The 16,613-nt window shown below is 37.7% G+C and carries 13 protein-coding genes and 1 pseudogene; all 14 read left to right on the top strand.

All coding sequences use genetic code 11. The features are described 5' to 3' along the window. Positions 1-30 precede the first annotated feature (30 nt). Positions 31-924 carry a DMT family transporter gene (locus tag H4J76_RS12785; protein WP_182215928.1) on the top strand — a complete coding sequence of 298 codons (894 nt, stop codon included), beginning with the start codon at positions 31-33 and terminating at the stop codon, positions 922-924. Positions 925-1,563: 639 nt separating this feature from the next. Continuing rightward, on the top strand, positions 1,564-2,058 hold the full coding sequence (locus tag H4J76_RS12790) for a (2Fe-2S)-binding protein (protein WP_070376774.1): 495 nt from the start codon (positions 1,564-1,566) through the stop codon (positions 2,056-2,058). Between the two features lie 6 nt (positions 2,059-2,064). Continuing rightward, positions 2,065-4,350: a xanthine dehydrogenase family protein molybdopterin-binding subunit gene (locus tag H4J76_RS12795; protein ID WP_182215930.1), complete on the top strand. Its 2,286-nt coding sequence runs from the start codon at positions 2,065-2,067 to the stop codon at positions 4,348-4,350. Between the two features lie 232 nt (positions 4,351-4,582). Next, complete coding sequence (locus H4J76_RS12800) at positions 4,583-4,963, top strand: VOC family protein (RefSeq protein WP_182215932.1); 381 nt, start codon at positions 4,583-4,585, stop codon at positions 4,961-4,963. A gap of 138 nt (positions 4,964-5,101) precedes the next feature. Continuing rightward, positions 5,102-5,512, top strand: a complete 411-nt coding sequence (locus tag H4J76_RS12805; protein WP_182215989.1) for a PaaI family thioesterase — start codon at positions 5,102-5,104, stop codon at positions 5,510-5,512. Between the two features lie 113 nt (positions 5,513-5,625). Beyond that, complete coding sequence (locus H4J76_RS12810) at positions 5,626-5,895, top strand: hypothetical protein (protein WP_182215934.1); 270 nt, start codon at positions 5,626-5,628, stop codon at positions 5,893-5,895. A gap of 466 nt (positions 5,896-6,361) precedes the next feature. Next, positions 6,362-7,810 (top strand): NAD(P)/FAD-dependent oxidoreductase, encoded by a 1,449-nt coding sequence (locus H4J76_RS12815; RefSeq protein ID WP_220466026.1) that lies wholly within the window; start codon positions 6,362-6,364, stop codon positions 7,808-7,810. Between the two features lie 54 nt (positions 7,811-7,864). Beyond that, positions 7,865-8,179: a DUF4144 family protein gene (locus tag H4J76_RS12820; RefSeq protein ID WP_182215936.1), complete on the top strand. Its 315-nt coding sequence runs from the start codon at positions 7,865-7,867 to the stop codon at positions 8,177-8,179. 582 nt (positions 8,180-8,761) lie between these two features. Then, positions 8,762-13,357: an RHS repeat domain-containing protein gene (locus H4J76_RS12825; protein WP_182230773.1), complete on the top strand. Its 4,596-nt coding sequence runs from the start codon at positions 8,762-8,764 to the stop codon at positions 13,355-13,357. A 4-nt stretch (positions 13,358-13,361) separates the two neighbouring features. After that, positions 13,362-13,829 carry a hypothetical protein gene (locus H4J76_RS12830; RefSeq protein ID WP_182230774.1) on the top strand — a complete coding sequence of 156 codons (468 nt, stop codon included), beginning with the start codon at positions 13,362-13,364 and terminating at the stop codon, positions 13,827-13,829. A 203-nt stretch (positions 13,830-14,032) separates the two neighbouring features. Next, a pseudogene (locus H4J76_RS19975) lies at positions 14,033-14,152 on the top strand (RHS repeat-associated core domain-containing protein); the annotation flags it as partial. A 93-nt stretch (positions 14,153-14,245) separates the two neighbouring features. Next, positions 14,246-14,413: a hypothetical protein gene (locus H4J76_RS19980; RefSeq protein WP_259377145.1), complete on the top strand. Its 168-nt coding sequence runs from the start codon at positions 14,246-14,248 to the stop codon at positions 14,411-14,413. A gap of 191 nt (positions 14,414-14,604) precedes the next feature. Continuing rightward, a complete protein-coding gene (locus H4J76_RS12840; protein ID WP_182230775.1) occupies positions 14,605-15,390 on the top strand; it encodes a tetratricopeptide repeat protein in 786 nt (261 codons plus the stop codon). 332 nt (positions 15,391-15,722) lie between these two features. After that, positions 15,723-16,547, top strand: a complete 825-nt coding sequence (locus H4J76_RS12845; RefSeq protein ID WP_182230776.1) for a hypothetical protein — start codon at positions 15,723-15,725, stop codon at positions 16,545-16,547. Positions 16,548-16,613: the final 66 nt, after the last annotated feature.

Raw genomic sequence — 16,613 nt, forward strand, 5'->3', positions numbered from 1 at the left:
GTAATCTAGTGTTTTTAAGTGGGATTTTTTTTGAACATCAATTTTATAAAAATTATTGCGAGTACTATTTTTGCCCTTTTAGCATTTGCGGCAAACTCTGTGCTATGTAGGTTAGCATTAGGTGATAATGCCATTGACGCAAGCAGTTTTACGATTATACGGCTTCTTTCGGGCATTATTATATTAATTATTGTGCTGCAACTAACACGTAAATCAAATGAAATAAAACCTAAATCTAAAGGCAGTTGGTTGGCGGCAGGTATGCTCTTTATTTATGCTATCGCTTTTTCATTTGGCTATATCTCATTAGATACAGGAACAGGCGCACTGATTTTATTTGGCGCAGTACAAATAACGATGATTATGGCGAGTGTAATTTCAGGTAATAAACTTCATTTTACTGAATGGGTAGGACTCATTATTGCATTTTCTGGCTTTGTTTATTTAATCGTGCCGAGCCTAGTAACACCATCATTTAAAGGCTTTATACTTATGGCTGTTTCAGGTATTGCTTGGGGACTTTATACCCTTGCTGGCAGAACATCTAAAAATCCACTTAGTGATACCGCCTATAATTTTATGAGAACATCTCCTTTTATTTTAATACTGATAATTTTTGGACTTAATGATGCTCATATAACACCAATGGGGATATTACTTGCGGTATTGTCTGGTGGTATAGCTTCTGGCATAGGCTATTTTGTTTGGTATATAGCGCTGCGGGGACTCTCTGTTACACAAGCCGCTGTTGTGCAGTTGTTTGTACCTGTTATTGCTGCTGCAGGCGGAATAGTGTTTGCCAATGAACTGATTACATTACGTTTGGTTGAGTCATCCGCTTTAGTGCTTGGTGGTATTTTAACGGTGATCTTAGGTCGATACTATTTTGTTCAGTTAGCAGCAAAGAAGCCACCCATCACTTAATGCATGTTTTTAATCAGCACTCAGCTGACCATTATTGAAAAGTTAGCGTCTTAGCTTAACATTAATGCACATCGCCATTGATAATCGTTTAACCGCCTCATTCATACAACCGATAATCCCAAGGGTTAAGTGGGATTGATCCACATCACTGTGCAGCATCGCACGAAAGCTCAATAGTACCGAAATAGCCCAATAGTACAGTTATAGGGTTCGATCGTATGCGACATTCTTAAACTAAGTGACTACAATAATAGTAATTTTGTACTATTGTACCTTTTTGGTGATAGCGGTCCCGTCGAAAACAGCGCTAATTCTGATGGCGAACGCTTAGCTTAGTTTAATATTTTCCCTTAATGAGGAAAAATAAACCTAAGGTGCTAACCTATGAAGGTAGTAATAAATATTATTGCTCAAACTTTTGATTTTTTAGGCATAAGTTAACTATAAATAAACGCATCATTATATAATTATCAATAAGTTGTTCAAAGTTTATCTTAAGGTAGAAGTTTGCGCTGTTGAAAATAATTCAATCTGTTAATACAGAGATAATCAGAAATAAAAATCAGCTACTTTAATAAGTGGTGTACTTAATAAATAGATGAGTTGATAATTTTTTAGCTCAGTTTTGGAGAGAAAGTTATGATTGCATTCAAGTTAAATGGGAAAAATGTTTCCTCTACTGCAGAGGAAGACACGCCTTTATTATGGGTTATCCGTGATGAATTTGGCTTTAAAGGCACAAAATTTGGCTGTGGTATTGGAATGTGTGGTGCTTGTACTGTACATATCGATGGTGCGGCGATCAGAACCTGCTCTTTTCCATTAATAGCCGCCGCAAATAAAAATATCACCACGATTGAAGGTTTAGACAACAATCATCCATTGCAGCAAACCTGGATCGATGAACAAGTACCTCAGTGCGGCTACTGTCAATCTGGACAAATTATGCAGGCCGCAACTTTGCTAGCCAGTAATACTTCGCCAAGTGACCAAGAAATTGTTGATCATATGAGCGGAAATTTATGTCGTTGTATGGCCTATATCCGTATTCAAAGCGCCATTAAAAGTGCAGCAGATGTTATGTCAGCCGATGTACAAACGTTTGATCCACGCTCTTCAACCCAACAATCATAAAGGCGTATGACAATGCAAAATATTAAAGATGCAAAAAACAATGTCAGCTTATCTCGCCGTCGTTTTTTAGTTGGTACGGTCAGTAGTACATTATTAATGGCTTTCGCCCCCCTAGCTAGCGCCGCGAATATCGGGCAAAGCCCACAAGAAACCCTGAAAAATAAATTGTTTTCGCCAACTGTATGGTTTGAAATTAACCCACAGGGCGATGTGAACATTAATATTGCTAAGGCAGAAATGGGGCAGCATATTGGTACGGCACTCGCACGTGTTGTGGCGGATGAGTTAGGCGCAGATTGGTCTAAAGTCTCTATTACTCATGTAGACACTGACCCTAAATGGGGTTATATGGTCACGGGCGGCTCTTGGTCAGTATTTCAAACGTTTAAGCCACTTTCTCAGGCTGGGGCAGCCGGTCGTATTGCGCTAATAGAAGCCGCGGCAAAAATATTGAATTGCCCAGCAGAGCAATGTCGTGTTGAAAATGGTGCAGTAATTTATCAAGAACAATCGTTAAGTTTTGGTGAAATTGTCACTCAGGGCACCTTTAATCGTGTCTTTACACCAAAAGAGATTGATGCCTTACCCTTAAAACCAGCCAGTAAAAGAACATTAGTTGGCAAGCCTAGTTTAGCCCTCGATATTCCCGATAAAACCAATGGCTCGGCGGTTTATGGTATTGATGTTGAGTTGGAAGGGATGGTTTATGCTCGACCTATTGTTCCACCAACACGTTATGGCACTAAGGTCACCAATGTTGATGATAGTGCGGCTAAAAAGGTTAAAGGTTATTTTGGCTATCATATTTTGCAAGACCCAAGTGAAAACATTCAGGGCTGGGTGAGTGTCGAGGCTGATACTTATTACGGCGCGATTAAAGCCGGCGATGCGTTAAAAGTAAGCTATCAAGCGGGTAAAACAGCCAAAGTTAGCGAGCAAGATATTATTAAAGAAGGTGAGCGTTTAGTTGCTGATGAAAACGAAGGTGGGTTGTTTATTAATGACGGCGACTTTTCAGCGGCGAGTGCTAAAGCAGATAAATCTATTAATGCTGTTTACCGCACCCATACCGCGTTGCATTTTGCTTTGGAGCCAGTTAACGCAACGGTAGAAGAAAAAAATGGTCTGTGGCATGTTTATACCGGTAATCAATGGCAGTCGTTAACTTTGCCAGCGATCGCTAAAGCGCTACAAGTTTCAGATGAAAATGTTGTTATGCATCAGCAATACTTAGGCGGTGGCTTTGGTCGTCGTTTATTTGGCGATTATGCGATTCCAGCTGTATTAACGGCTAAAGCCATTGGCAAACCGGTAAAAATGGTCTTTACCCGAGAAGATGACTCTAGATTTGACCAACCAAGATCGCCTTCGGTTGTTTCGTTTCAAGCGTTATTTGATCAAAAAAATAAATTTACTGGCATGCAACACGCACTTGCTGCAGGTTGGCCAACCTTATCAATGGCGCCAGGGTTTATGCCTGAAAGTCTAGATAAAAAAATTCGTGTCGATATGTTTTCCACCAGTGGTGCAGATCATTGGTACAGCATGGAAAACCATCGTGTGCGCGTGGCTAACAATAGCCTAGCACAACAAACTATGTTGCCTGGTTGGTTAAGATCCGTAGGGCAGGGTTGGATTGTTTGGGGATTAGAATCATTTATTGATGAAATAGCGCATCAAAGTAAAATGGACCCTATTGATTTTCGTTTATCCATGCTTGATGGTTTAGGAAAGCAAGCGGGTAAAGCACCAGAAAGTGTTGGTGGTGCTAAGCGTTTAGCTCACGTATTAACTAGGCTAAAAGAAAAGACCGCCAATGTTAAGTTAGGAAAAAACGAAGCGATTGGTGTTGCGATAAGTGCGGGACAAGAACGTACCATGCCGGCTTGGATGGCTTGTGCCGCTCAAGTACATGTCGAACCTAGCTCTGGCAAAATCACGGTTAAGAAACTGACTATGATTGCTGATGCCGGCGTTATTATTCATCCTGATGGCGCTTTAGCTCAAGTACAAGGGTCAATGCTATGGGGAACAAGCTTAGCATTACACGAACAAAGTCCGATAGAAAATGGTCAAGTAAGTAATCTTAACTTAAACACTTACACTCCATTAAGAATGAATGATGTACCTGAGCTTGATATTGAATTTGTTGAAAGCGAAGAGTTTCCTGTTGGCTTAGGTGAGCCTGGTGTTGTGTCAATAGCGCCCGCTATCGCCAATGCTATTTTTCAGATAACAGGAGTTAGAGTACGAGATTTACCTATTAAGTCAGCGGCGTTAGTAAGTACATAAAATATTATTAGTTTTTTGTATCGCTAATATGGCCAATAAGAAAGATGGCTATAGGTAATAATAACAAAGCCTTTTGTGTCGATAATACGTCATTAAAGGCTTTTTTTATAAGTCAGTAAAAGATAAGGTAGTACTCAATTGTCTTATTAAATTGGCTAACTAAAAAATAAATATTATAGCCGACAAGTTCAGTGGCCTTTAATGGCCTGATTAATATTAATAGGGAGAAAAAATGTTTAGTCATATAATGATCGGCGCAAATGATGTCGCACAATCAAAGGTTTTTTATGATGCCATTCTTGGTGCCATGGGCCACGAGCCTGGTGTAATTGACGCCAAAGGTCGTTGTTTTTATTTTACCAAAAACGGAGTTTTTGCGCTAAGTAAGCCGATAGATGGTAAGCCTGCTAGTCATGGTAATGGCTCTACTATTGGTTTCGCAGCTGATAGTACCGCTATTGCTGATGCATGGCACGCAGCGGGTGTTGCTAATGGTGGTCGTGCGTGTGAAGACCTTCCAGGTGTAAGAGATGGAACGATAGGTAAGATTTATCTTGCTTATTTACGTGATCCCTCAGATAACAAAATTTGTGCGCTTCATCGAATCGTTTAAAAATAATTGTTAATTTTTACTACCATAATAATTTACAAAAGTAAGGGCGAAACCGCTTTAAATATGTCCGAAGTAGTGGCTTTTAGACATCTTACAGTCAGTATTATTTGCCTTTAGTTTAGTGTTTTTTGGAGAACTATCTTGGCGACTAAGCAAGAAGTAACAGACTTTATGAGAACAGAGTTTCCACAGGCCAAATGCATTGTTGAAGCTGTTGGAGAACAATCAGCAATAATAAGGCATACCGTAGGTTTTGATGAATTAAGGCCAGGTGGAACTGTATCTGGCCCCGTGTTAATGACCGTTGCCGATTGTGCTCTATATGTGGCTATTCTTGGTGAAATAGGCATCGTTTCTCTTGCTGTGACCACCAGCCTAACCATTAACTTTCTGAGAAAACCCTCTTCAAGCAAAGATATTATTGGTAAATGTACCTTACTAAAAATAGGGAAGTCACTCATTGTTGGAGAGGTATCCTTATACTCCGAAGGTGATGTAAACCCTGTTGCACATGTTGTTGGAACTTATTCAATACCTAAAGCAAGATAAATTAAATAAGTCTATAAAGAAGCAGGGATAATTATCGTTCGAGCCTCATTTTGTATTACACTATTATCAACAATGACGTGTTACTTGACCTTCTGTTATGTCTTTAGGAACTTATGAAAAAAAATTCTATCCCACAGTTTATCGGTGTCATCATTAGTTTTGTTGCTATTTGGTTAGTTAATGATTTCTTTTTGGTTGATCAATGCTTAGATAATGGTGGTAGCTTCAATTACAGCAAAGGTGAATGTGTATTAGTTAATGGTGAAATACAAGCATCTGATTTAGGGAAGTACTTAATCGCCATCTATTTTTTTATGGGCTTATTAATTGCGTTGTCGGTTTCAATGCTCATTCAAAAAATATGTAAAACTGGGCAAGAATAAACACTATCGACTGCTAATTTAATCGGCTATTAATTACTCTACCATTGGCGTTGGTACTATACATGCTCAGCTGAACGCTAAAATAAAGGTAACATATTATACGATTACAATTACAAGTCGCTACGTTAAGTGGTGTATTTATTGAATATTGAATATTGAATATGGGATCTTGAATCTATATACCCACTGTTTATTCACTATTTATTCGCTATAGCGTTAATGTTTTCATCAAATGAATGTCTTCTTGATAAAAAGCAGTCTAAAATCCTAGCCCATCAGTTTTTCTTGCAAAATTATGGCTAAATAATTACTGCTATTATTAATTGCAACGATATAGTAAGCCATTTAATTGTTATAGCCTTAGTGAAATGTACCGCTTGGCATTTAACTCTAACATGAGTTGTTAACACGATTTTTCCGCAAAAGTGAAGTTAAAATCAGGTCAAATAAACAGGAACTTATAAAGTTGAACAACGAAGAAATTAATTGGACCATTTGTCAGCAGTGCCAAGGGCTTGGTCAAAAAAATAAAAGACCACGCAAAAAAATGCGACTTCAGTATCAGCGTCAGTTGGATGAATTTGAACAAAAACAAAGCGAAGGTACACCTCCAGTTCGTCCTAAGGGACATTTATTTGATTGTTTAAATTGCAATGGAACTGGCCTTGTTCAGGCGAAAGATATTACCACCGCAGATAAAGAAAACTACCCACATATTGCTATTATCGGCGGCGGTATCGGCGGTGTTGCGCTAGCAGTTGCTTGTTTACACCGCGGTATTCCTTTTACACTTTATGAAAGAGACAGTGGCTTTGATACTCGCTCTCAGGGTTACGGACTGACATTACAACAAGCCAGTAGAGCGATAGCAGGGCTTGGCATTTCTGTGTTAACCCAAGGCGTTATTTCAACTAGGCATGTTGTTCATACCACCACGGGTAAAGTTATTGGTGAATGGGGGATCAGAAAGTGGCACCCCTCTGCGGTGAAATCGTCGGTTAAACGAACCAATGTTCATATCGCTCGCCAATCTTTGCGTTTAGCTTTACTTAAGCAACTCGTTGGTGACAACCAAGTAAAATGGTGTCACCAATTAGTAGATTATAAGGAGTCGCTGGCGGGAGGTGTTGATTTGAGTTTTCAGGTCGAAGGTGAATTGAAAAGCGCCAAGGCCGATCTTGTTGTTGGCGCCGATGGTATTCGCAGTTCAGTGCGAAAATTGCTGATAGCTGATGATAAAACACCTCTACGTTACTTAGACTGTATTGTTATTTTGGGTATTTGTCCTTTGGCGGCACTCGAAGGACTTAAAAGTTCACTGCTGGACTCAGCGACTGTTTTTCAAACGGCGAATGGTAATGAACGTATTTATATGATGCCTTATGCGTCTGACTCTGTGATGTGGCAGCTGAGTTTTCCGATGCCTGAAGCGGAAGCTAAGGCATTAAGCGCTAAAGGTCCTCAGGCATTAAAAGACGAAGCGTGTCGAAGAACTCAGTGGCATGACCCTATACCGCAAGTTTTAGCTGCTACCTTGGTGGCTCAAGTTTCTGGTTATCCCGTGTATGACCGGCCATTACTCGAAGCAGAATTATTGCAGCAAGGACAACAATCGACGCTCATTGGTGATGCGGCTCACCCGATGAGCCCATTCAAAGGACAGGGAGCAAATCAAGCGCTTCTCGATGCGTTGTCGCTTGCACGAGGCATATCGATAGGATGTCGGCCATTATCTCAATGGCGAGATGCTGGCATAAGGGAAAGTGTACTCAATGAGTTTGAAGAAGAAATGCTAGCGCGCAGTGCCTCTAAAGTGAAAGATTCTGCAGAAGCGGCAAAGTTTCTACATACCGACACTGTACTTCATGAAGGTGATGAACCCAGGGGCCGTTGCCTTCAAAGAGATGGCTTGTAAGTAAACCTTGACTGAGCAGGCTTGTTTTTTCCGTTATATTTATAGAGAGTTTTTATGATCTGTTGGCCATGTGTTTTAAAGTTAGAAGGCGAAGATGAGCTTACATATTTAGCCTCTGCGCTAGATTTTATTTCAGAATGTCAGGATTTAATTCTTAGCGATGAGGATTATGTTATAGATTCTATGGGTGTTTGCTATTTAATAGAATGTGTATCACAACAACGAGTGCTAGTTAAAACAGGGCGAACAGTCATTATAGCGGAAGTTTTAGATTTGATCCGTGCTCATGAGTTTAGTAAGGCGGAGCTTTGTCTCACTAAAATATATTTTTTAACAGTAGCAGATGCTATTAATTCACTACGCTATTAAATCAAAGTGAACAGCTAATGAGTGGTACAACTGCAGAAAGCCTATCTATTAGGGTTAATTAGCGATTATGTTTTATATAAAACATAATAAATGCCTATCATTACGCGCTATCATTTATTTAATAGCATCATCATTTTGTTAATTAACTCATGATATCAAACACGTAAAATTATTTTATAAATACGCCTTTTATAAAACTTTATACACAGCCATAACTTTATTTCTTTTCTCTCATTAATGTCTACGCATAAATTGCTTTAGCGATATTTACCAACTATATTTGTTTTATGTTTACGTTATATTAACCTTTGATTTACTTTTTTGTATGGATAACATACAGCTCATGATACCCATATAAACAAGTAAACAAAAAGTTATGCGAATATTTCATTATTTGAAATTTGAAAACTTAAGCATTTACAGCTTTAAATAAAATGAAATAATCTTTTAACCAGCGTTCGAAAAAGTAGATTAGTTTGGGTGTACCTGGTTAATTTATTGGCTGTCTTTTAACTTTTATTTATAAGTTATTAAAATAAGTAACTGAATATTATTGTAATTATTAATAGATAAGGGATTTCTATGAGATATTTAACGATAGCATTAATTTTACCTATAATGGCATTTGCTAAACAAATTCCATTCAATGAAGCAATGACTGCGGAAATTTCTTCAGCAATTGTTAGCCAAAACTTACCAACGACGCACAAGTCATCAACAAAAATGTCTACTTTAGCCCCTCCTAGCGGTGGTGATCCCGGAGACGAACCTGGTGGGGATGCTTATGGTATTGCCAATGAAGATATCTTAGCGCGTATGTCTGTAAAAGATTCTGTTACGCCTTATACAACCGACTTACTCGGCGAGCATATTGACCTTAACTCTGGCACGATTGGATTTAGCCATACTGATTTGGTGGCTAAAGGGATTGGCCCCGACATTGTCATAGCTCGAAAGTTCTACCCTGAAGCTGCCGGTTTAACTGCTTATAATTCAGCTTTTTTTGATGATTGGTTACTTGAAATCCCCGCGATTCATACCACACTACTTTTTAATGGTTCCCGGTATTCAGGTTCATGGGGAATAGGCAAAGAATGCTCTGGTTCCTTAAATCCTGGCGGGATTTCTGATCATGGTAACGTGTTTGAATCTCATGAATACTGGAACGGTGACTCTCTTATTTTACCGGGTCGGCAAGAGAAGTTAGTTGAAAAAAACGGTAGAAAAACAAAATCTAATTGGAAGTTCGATTGTTTTACTCGTTCAGGTGGCAATGGCGAAGGCTTTATCGGTCACTCACCCGATGGGCTTAAGTACACTTTCGACAAAATGAGATTAATATCCTCTAAGGGTATTTATCGAGATTATAAAGTTACTTCTCGGTATCAAGCCTTTATGTTGGCTTCAAAAGTAGAAGATCGTTTCGGTAATTGGATTCAGTATAATTATTCTGGTAACAAGCTAACTTCAATAACGTCCAGTGATGGCAGAACAGTTCTTATGACTTATGGAACGGGATCACATCTAAATCATATTACTAAAGTTTCTTATAACGGACGTCATTGGACATATTCATATGGGAGTACTGAAGGTTTAGATTCTGTCACCCGACCTGATGGTAAAAACTGGGTTTTTGATTTAAGCCCATATAGAAATGCTAAACCAACTGTTGGTACCAGGAACGGTGACAAAATGGATGATTGTGCATACACCATAAATTATACACCAAAAAACAGTACTGCAAGTATCACACACCCTGATGGTGTAACTGGCACATTTCAATTTGAAGGAAAAGTTCAAGGAAGAAGTAACACGCTTGAAACCACTACTAGTAATAACGGTCCCTATATACAACCACAATGCTACGCAACCATGTCTATTATTGAAAAAGTGTTAGACGGACCGGGAATGTCCAAGATGACATGGAATTATGATTACTCAGAAAACACAGGTTTTGCCGCTAATGAAAATATCCAAAGTAGTATGTTATTAAAGGGTACATTACCGAGCAATATCAATAATAAAGATTATAAATGGACACAAGTAATAGCTCCAGATAACAGTAGAACAAAATACTATCATAACCGTGATTACTCCAGTTACTTAGACGGTAGCTTAGCCGCTGTGGAAGAATTTGATACAAACGGCGCGATGCTGCTCCAAACAAAGAAAACATTTACTCGTCAAAATATCGGTAATGTGGGATTTGAGTTAAGCAGTGGTGTTGCTCATTCAAACAGAGCGTTAATTGCTTCTGAAGTAAAAGAATACTATAGAGTAGGTGGTAAAGATGTTTTTACTCACCTAACCACCTCATATGATATTTATGGTAACCCAACGCAGGCACACCAATACAATGATGCTAATGGTAACAAACATAAATATATTCAAACCACCTATAATAATGATCCAACATACTGGCTAATTGGTCGGCCATATCAAACAAAGGTCTTTAACGGTACTATTTATGAAGAAGTAGCAAAAACGACTTATCACTCTGCTGCGGGGATCTACAAATCACAACCCGCTAACCAATACTCTTTTGGTCGTTGGCATACCAATTACACCTATTTATCAAATGGATTACCTAATAAAATAACAAGAAATGCCAATAATCAGTGGGTAAAATATTCAAATTATTATCGTGGAATTCCTAGAACTATTCAGACGCCTAAGAGCCGCAGTACAGTTTCTCAATATGGTTATCGAATAGTCAATGCCAATGCTCAGGTTACTCGAGTAACGGATTTTGAAGGTAACTGTGAAAACTACAGCTATAACACTTTAGGGCGGTTAACCTTAATAGACCCTTGTGACGAAGAATGGTCCAATACCAATATTTCATATTCACAGTCATCAGGTGGTATTGGCGTTCCAGGAACAGTTTCAGGTATGACGGTTCAAACGGTTAGTCAAGGTGACTACCGTAAACAGACTTTTTATGATGGACTATTGAGGCCATTGGCCGTAAAAGAGTGGGATAACGGCGATAGTAGTAATACAACAAGGTATGTAAGAACAAACTTTAACTACTTAAATAAACCAACTTTTCAAAGTCAGCAGACAAGTTCTGCGTCTACTTATTATGGTGTTAATTACAGCTATGATGGATTAGGGCGTCCAAAGGCGGTTAATAACAATGCCATTTCAGGTCAAATATCTTATCGATATTTGGTTAATGACAAAGTAGAAGTTAATGATAATAAGGGCAATGTTACCACAACCACTTATTTGTCGTATGCATCCCCAAGTCAATCAATGCCTATACTAATTAACTCACCCGCTGATGTTAGTACAAGTATGGCCTACAATATCTACGGTAATGTTAGCAGCGTTAGCCAAGGCGGAGAGCATGAATACCGCGTTTATGATGATTATCAAAAGCTTTGTAAAGTTGTTAGAGAGGATGTCGGCCCGAGAGCTTATTCATTTGATAGTGTCGGACAGTTAAGCTGGAAAGCTTATGGAACGTCAATTAACACTAGTACCACCTCGTGCGATAGTTTAGTAAGTAGTTCAAATAAAACGAATTACTTCTATGGATACAGAGGAAATACTATTTCTGAGACATATGAAGATGATAGAGCAAACAAAAGCTTTTATTATGATAGAAATGGTCAGTTAATTACCCTTAATACCGGAAGTGTTGCTAGTCATTATTCATACAATAGTCTAGGGGGATTGGCCTCTGAAAGCTTATCTATAGACGGGAATACCTTCACCTTAACTTATCAAACGGATAATTTAGGTAATAAAAGTTCAATCACTTATCCCAGCGGGCAAGTGATGAATGTCAAGCATAATGCGTTAAGTCAACAATTGCGAGTGGGTAATTACGCAACAAATGCTAAGTATCATGCATTAGGTGCTATTAAGTCTCATAATTATAGCAATGGTTTTGTGTATTCTGCTACGCTAAACAGTGCTGGCTTACTTGCTTCAACCTATGATGTAAGAAGTGGTACTTATGCGATAAAACAAGCCATGACCTACGACTCAAATAATAATTTGACGTTCTGGGATGACCAAAAAAATAATGCCTATGACTTAAAAGCAACTTATGACGGGCTTGATAGGTTAAACCTGATCACCGATAGTTACTCGGGTACAGGAGATGTTAATTACGACACCAAAGGTAATATTACCTACTATAAAATAGGTTCTAAATCGATTGGGTATGCTTATGACAGCTTAAACCGTTTAAATTACACCACAGGAAGTAAATCATATAACTTTCTTTACGACAGTAGAGGGAATGTCACTTCAAATGGTTATGATAGCTTTTCGTATAATGTTGCTGGTCAAATGGACGAAGCAAGTGGCAATACTTATGTTTATGATGGTCATAACCGAAGAGTGAAAACAAACGATGGTTCAGGCTTAAGTTATTCGATGTACAGCTTATCTGGTCAGCTAATGTTTAGAAAAGTTGGTGGTGTTAACAAAGATTACTACTGTTTAGGTGGTAAATTAGTCGCTACAAAAAATGCTAGTGTAGAATTCATTCATACTGATTATTTAGGCAGTCCCGCTGCATTTAGTAACTTAGCGGGAGTGATTATAAAAACTCTACACTATCAACCTTTTGGTGAAACGATTGAAACACAAAGTGACGATGTAGGTTATACCGGACATAAGTTCGATACAGATATTGGCCTAAGTTATATGCAGGCACGATACTATGATCCCGTTATCGGGCGGTTTTATTCGAATGATCCTGTCGGATATACGGCTAAAAACCCTGTAATGTCGTTTAATCGCTATCTTTATGTTAACAATAATCCATATAAGTTTACCGATCCGAGCGGAGAAAACCTTGAGTTTATTGCCACTGTAATTATAGTAGTCGCTATTGTTTTAACTTTAAATGACGCTGGAGATGAACTTCCTGTGCAAGAAACAGCAGACAATGTAGATGCAAAAATAGCATCTCAGGATGCTTTAGCTGATTATGTAAACACAAAAGGCGCAGATGGTACTTTTGACAAAATGACAGAGACATTTAATAGTGCAGTAGAAGCCGATGCAAAGAGTTTGGAGCAGACAGGAGAGTTTGCATCAGCAGCAGCACCAATTACTACTATAGGGATTCCGGGGAAAGGGGTGGAGCTTATAGCCCCTGTTATCAGTTCGACTAAAACAATTATTGAAAAAACTGTCGAATCTAAAAACGAGTAAAATAATGAAAAATAACATATTGAAACTTTTAATTTTTGGCTCATGTTTGTGGTTAGTCTTTTACTTTTCATTAGAAAGTAGTACTCGCCAATTTTATATATATAAAATTAAAAATGGTAATTCAATTGCCTATGAAGAAACTATGGTTAAATTAACTTCGGATTATGCTATTTCATTATTTAGAAATAATAGGTATTCATTAAAAAGCATTAGTTATTTTGATAATGATATCATTATCACTAAATATTCTGATTTAAGTTTTACTATAGAAAAAGCTGAGCAGAAAAACGCTATAAAAAAACTATTTGAATTAGATAATAAATGTGAAATATATGAGAATTTAATTCAATCAGAGAAACTAATTAATTATATGGTTTTATATCGAAAACTAGGACTTGTTGCCGACTTTTCTGAGTTAAGGCTCCCCGTAGATCGTTTGATAAAGATGTGTCAAATATTTGAAGAGGAATAAACCAACGTTAAGATATAAAGTCTTAACGTTGAATCCCAAGCCCCTTATGAAGTGACCTGCAATTGGGTACTTCATAAGGGGCTTTATTTTTGGCTGCTTTTGAAGCCAAAGGGGAGTTAAATTTTTCTTTAAATGTTTGAAGTGGTTAGGGAAAATGCTTTTGTGAGCAAAAGTAAGCATAGGGGTCAGTAAACGCACGATACTATGATCCAGTTATCGGGCGGTTTTATAGTAATGATCCTGTTGGTTGGAATCCTAGAAACCCGATTCATTCATTTGGTAGATATACATATGCCAATAACAATCCGTATAAATATACCGATCCGACGGGGATGGAAGGAGAAGAAACTTATAAAAAAGAAATTGTAAAACCTGTATATAAAGAAGTAGTTTCAAAAGTTGACATGGTAATATCAATGGATCAAGTGGATGGTTCAACGATTTCAACCAGTACAGACGGCTCGTCATCAAAAAGTAGATCAATTAATCTTGATGGTTCAATATCTGCTGGCTCAAGCACAGATCTAGCAACAGGGAAGAAAACAACAAGTATTTCCTTTGGAAAGCAAGTTGGCTTAGATTAGTTAAATGTTACTCCTTCAGTAATCGTTGATTCAAATGGTGGCCTTACGGGGGAAATTAAAGTGAAAGTTGGTCCTGGTGCTATAGCAGTTCAGGCAACAACTCCTATTGGTACACTTATACATAACGCCATAACAGTATTTAAGCAGGCTGCGGATACCGCAATGACCTCTCCAACAGGAAATTAAAAATCATGAAAGTATTATTGTATTTGTTTGTCATTTTGTATTGCATATCTGGGCAGACCAGTGATGCTGTTGCTAACAACCAAAATGGCTTGATTTTGAAGTATCAAGAGCTTCGAAAATCTGCTGTGGACGGTGACATTAATAGTCAATATGAAATATTTAACTTTGTTAATAGTAACAATGATCCTAAATTAAATGAACATCTAACAGAAGCATTTAAATTTATGATTAAAGCTGGTGACGCAGGTCATACAGAAGCACAATTTACTATAGGTTCAATGTATCAAGCAGGAAACTTGTTGGAAAAAAATAGCGATGTTGCTCTTGGATGGCTTCTTGGGGCGGCTAAGAATGACCATAGAAAAGCACAACTTCTTGTAGGAAATAATTATTCTATTAGAGCTATTGATGCAACAGAAGCAAAAGTAAAAAATGAGAATAATGAATTAGCTATATATTGGTATGAAAAGTCCATTATTGATAGTTCCATAATGGCATTAAAGCAATATGGAATATTCCTTTTTATGATTGATACATTTTCGGCAAAAGCAGATAAATTGCTAAGTCAAGTAGCTGAAAGTGGTGATTCTGAAGCAATGTATTGGCTAGGTAAAATGTATGCTCATCGGTGGAATGATAACAAAGGGGATGTTGAGTTTGAACTTGCCCATTCATGGCTTGAAAAAGCGAAACTAAATGGGTATAAATCTCAAGAATTTATCGATGGATTAAATGAAAGGAAGAAGAATTACCTAGAAAGAATAGCAAAAGAGAATAAAGAGGAACAATAACTCCGCAGTTGAAAGTCTGTTTTATCACTTATTAGGCCACCCATAATAACTTATGCTGTTTTGTTTTAATAAACTAGACTTAAGTTACTTTTATTAAGTCGAGTGATTTTTATACCTAAACCTAGTTCATAACAAGTTAGTTTATTGGATACACCTTTTTATCTCATTTGCGGTCGCTCTGTACGCAAGACTTTTGTTTGTGGGGTTGATAATGAAAATGGGGCATAACTTGTATTTATAGATAGTTTTTTAATGGAATTTAGCGACTTACTTCTAATGGTAAAGTCACTAAAGATTTTTAAACATATAGTTTAATAAACCTGGAGAACAACATGAAAAAATTTACTACGTTTATAGCTCGCTGCATTATTTTAGTGTCGACTATCATCACAACATCGTATGCCAATGATCAGATAACAGATAAACAAATTTATCAGTTAATGGATAAATCAGGGATAACCCAGTCAATTGAAGGACTACCGTTACAATTGCAAGCGATGGGACAACAAATGGCTTTAACGGCTAAAAATCCAGTTGAACATGAAAAGTTTATGCAAGTGTTTGTATCGTCATTAAATCCTGATGTGATGCTAAACAAAATGACTGAAAACATAAGGAAGAATGTCTCATTAGCTGAATTACAGCCGATTCTTAAGTGGTTGGATAGTGATCTTGCTTCTCGCGTTGTAAGTGCTGAGCTTCAATCTACCGATCCAAAGTTTCAGCAAAATTTAATGCTTTATATGGCTGAGTTGCAATCAAGCCCGCCATCTCCTGATAGAACAAAAGTAATTATTCATTATGTTGAGTCATCAGAAATTGTAGAACAAGGGATGAATTTGATGATGGCGATGTTAGAAAATATGTTTGAAGCGTTGAAAATCACCCAACCAGAAAATGTTGAGCTTGCCACGCAACTCGATGCTCAATTAGAACAAATGGCGGTCAATATAAAGCCTTCAATGGAACAGCAAATGGTTTTAACGTCATATTTTATTTATCGTGACATCAGTAATGAAGATCTAAATGAATATAGTAATTTTTATAAGCAAGCTACCGGGAAAAAGTATTTGTCGCTGATGGTCGGTGCTATTGGCGATGGAATGAATGATTGGGGTACATCACTTATTCATCAAATATCAAAAGACAAAAGCTAGAGTTCTAAGGTTGTGGGTATTTATTTACCCATATTAGCCTCGAAAGGTACTTTAAATAAAGGTACA

Origin of the sequence: Colwellia sp. BRX9-1, from assembly GCF_014077195.1 — a bacterium.
Classification (GTDB): Bacteria; Pseudomonadota; Gammaproteobacteria; order Enterobacterales; family Alteromonadaceae; genus Colwellia_A.

Bases quoted from the DNA above. Each gene is read 5' to 3' on its own strand.
- H4J76_RS12825 (WP_182230773.1), top strand. From the start codon at position 8,762: ATGAGATATTTAACGATAGCATTAATTTTACCTATAATGGCATTTGCT.
- H4J76_RS12800 (WP_182215932.1), top strand. From the start codon at position 4,583: ATGTTTAGTCATATAATGATCGGCGCAAATGATGTCGCACAATCAAAG.
- H4J76_RS19980 (WP_259377145.1), top strand. From the start codon at position 14,246: ATGGATCAAGTGGATGGTTCAACGATTTCAACCAGTACAGACGGCTCG.
- H4J76_RS12830 (WP_182230774.1), top strand. From the start codon at position 13,362: ATGAAAAATAACATATTGAAACTTTTAATTTTTGGCTCATGTTTGTGG.
- H4J76_RS12810 (WP_182215934.1), top strand. From the start codon at position 5,626: ATGAAAAAAAATTCTATCCCACAGTTTATCGGTGTCATCATTAGTTTT.
- H4J76_RS12820 (WP_182215936.1), top strand. From the start codon at position 7,865: ATGATCTGTTGGCCATGTGTTTTAAAGTTAGAAGGCGAAGATGAGCTT.
- H4J76_RS12845 (WP_182230776.1), top strand. From the start codon at position 15,723: ATGAAAAAATTTACTACGTTTATAGCTCGCTGCATTATTTTAGTGTCG.
- H4J76_RS12795 (WP_182215930.1), top strand. From the start codon at position 2,065: ATGACAATGCAAAATATTAAAGATGCAAAAAACAATGTCAGCTTATCT.
- H4J76_RS12790 (WP_070376774.1), top strand. From the start codon at position 1,564: ATGATTGCATTCAAGTTAAATGGGAAAAATGTTTCCTCTACTGCAGAG.
- H4J76_RS12840 (WP_182230775.1), top strand. From the start codon at position 14,605: ATGAAAGTATTATTGTATTTGTTTGTCATTTTGTATTGCATATCTGGG.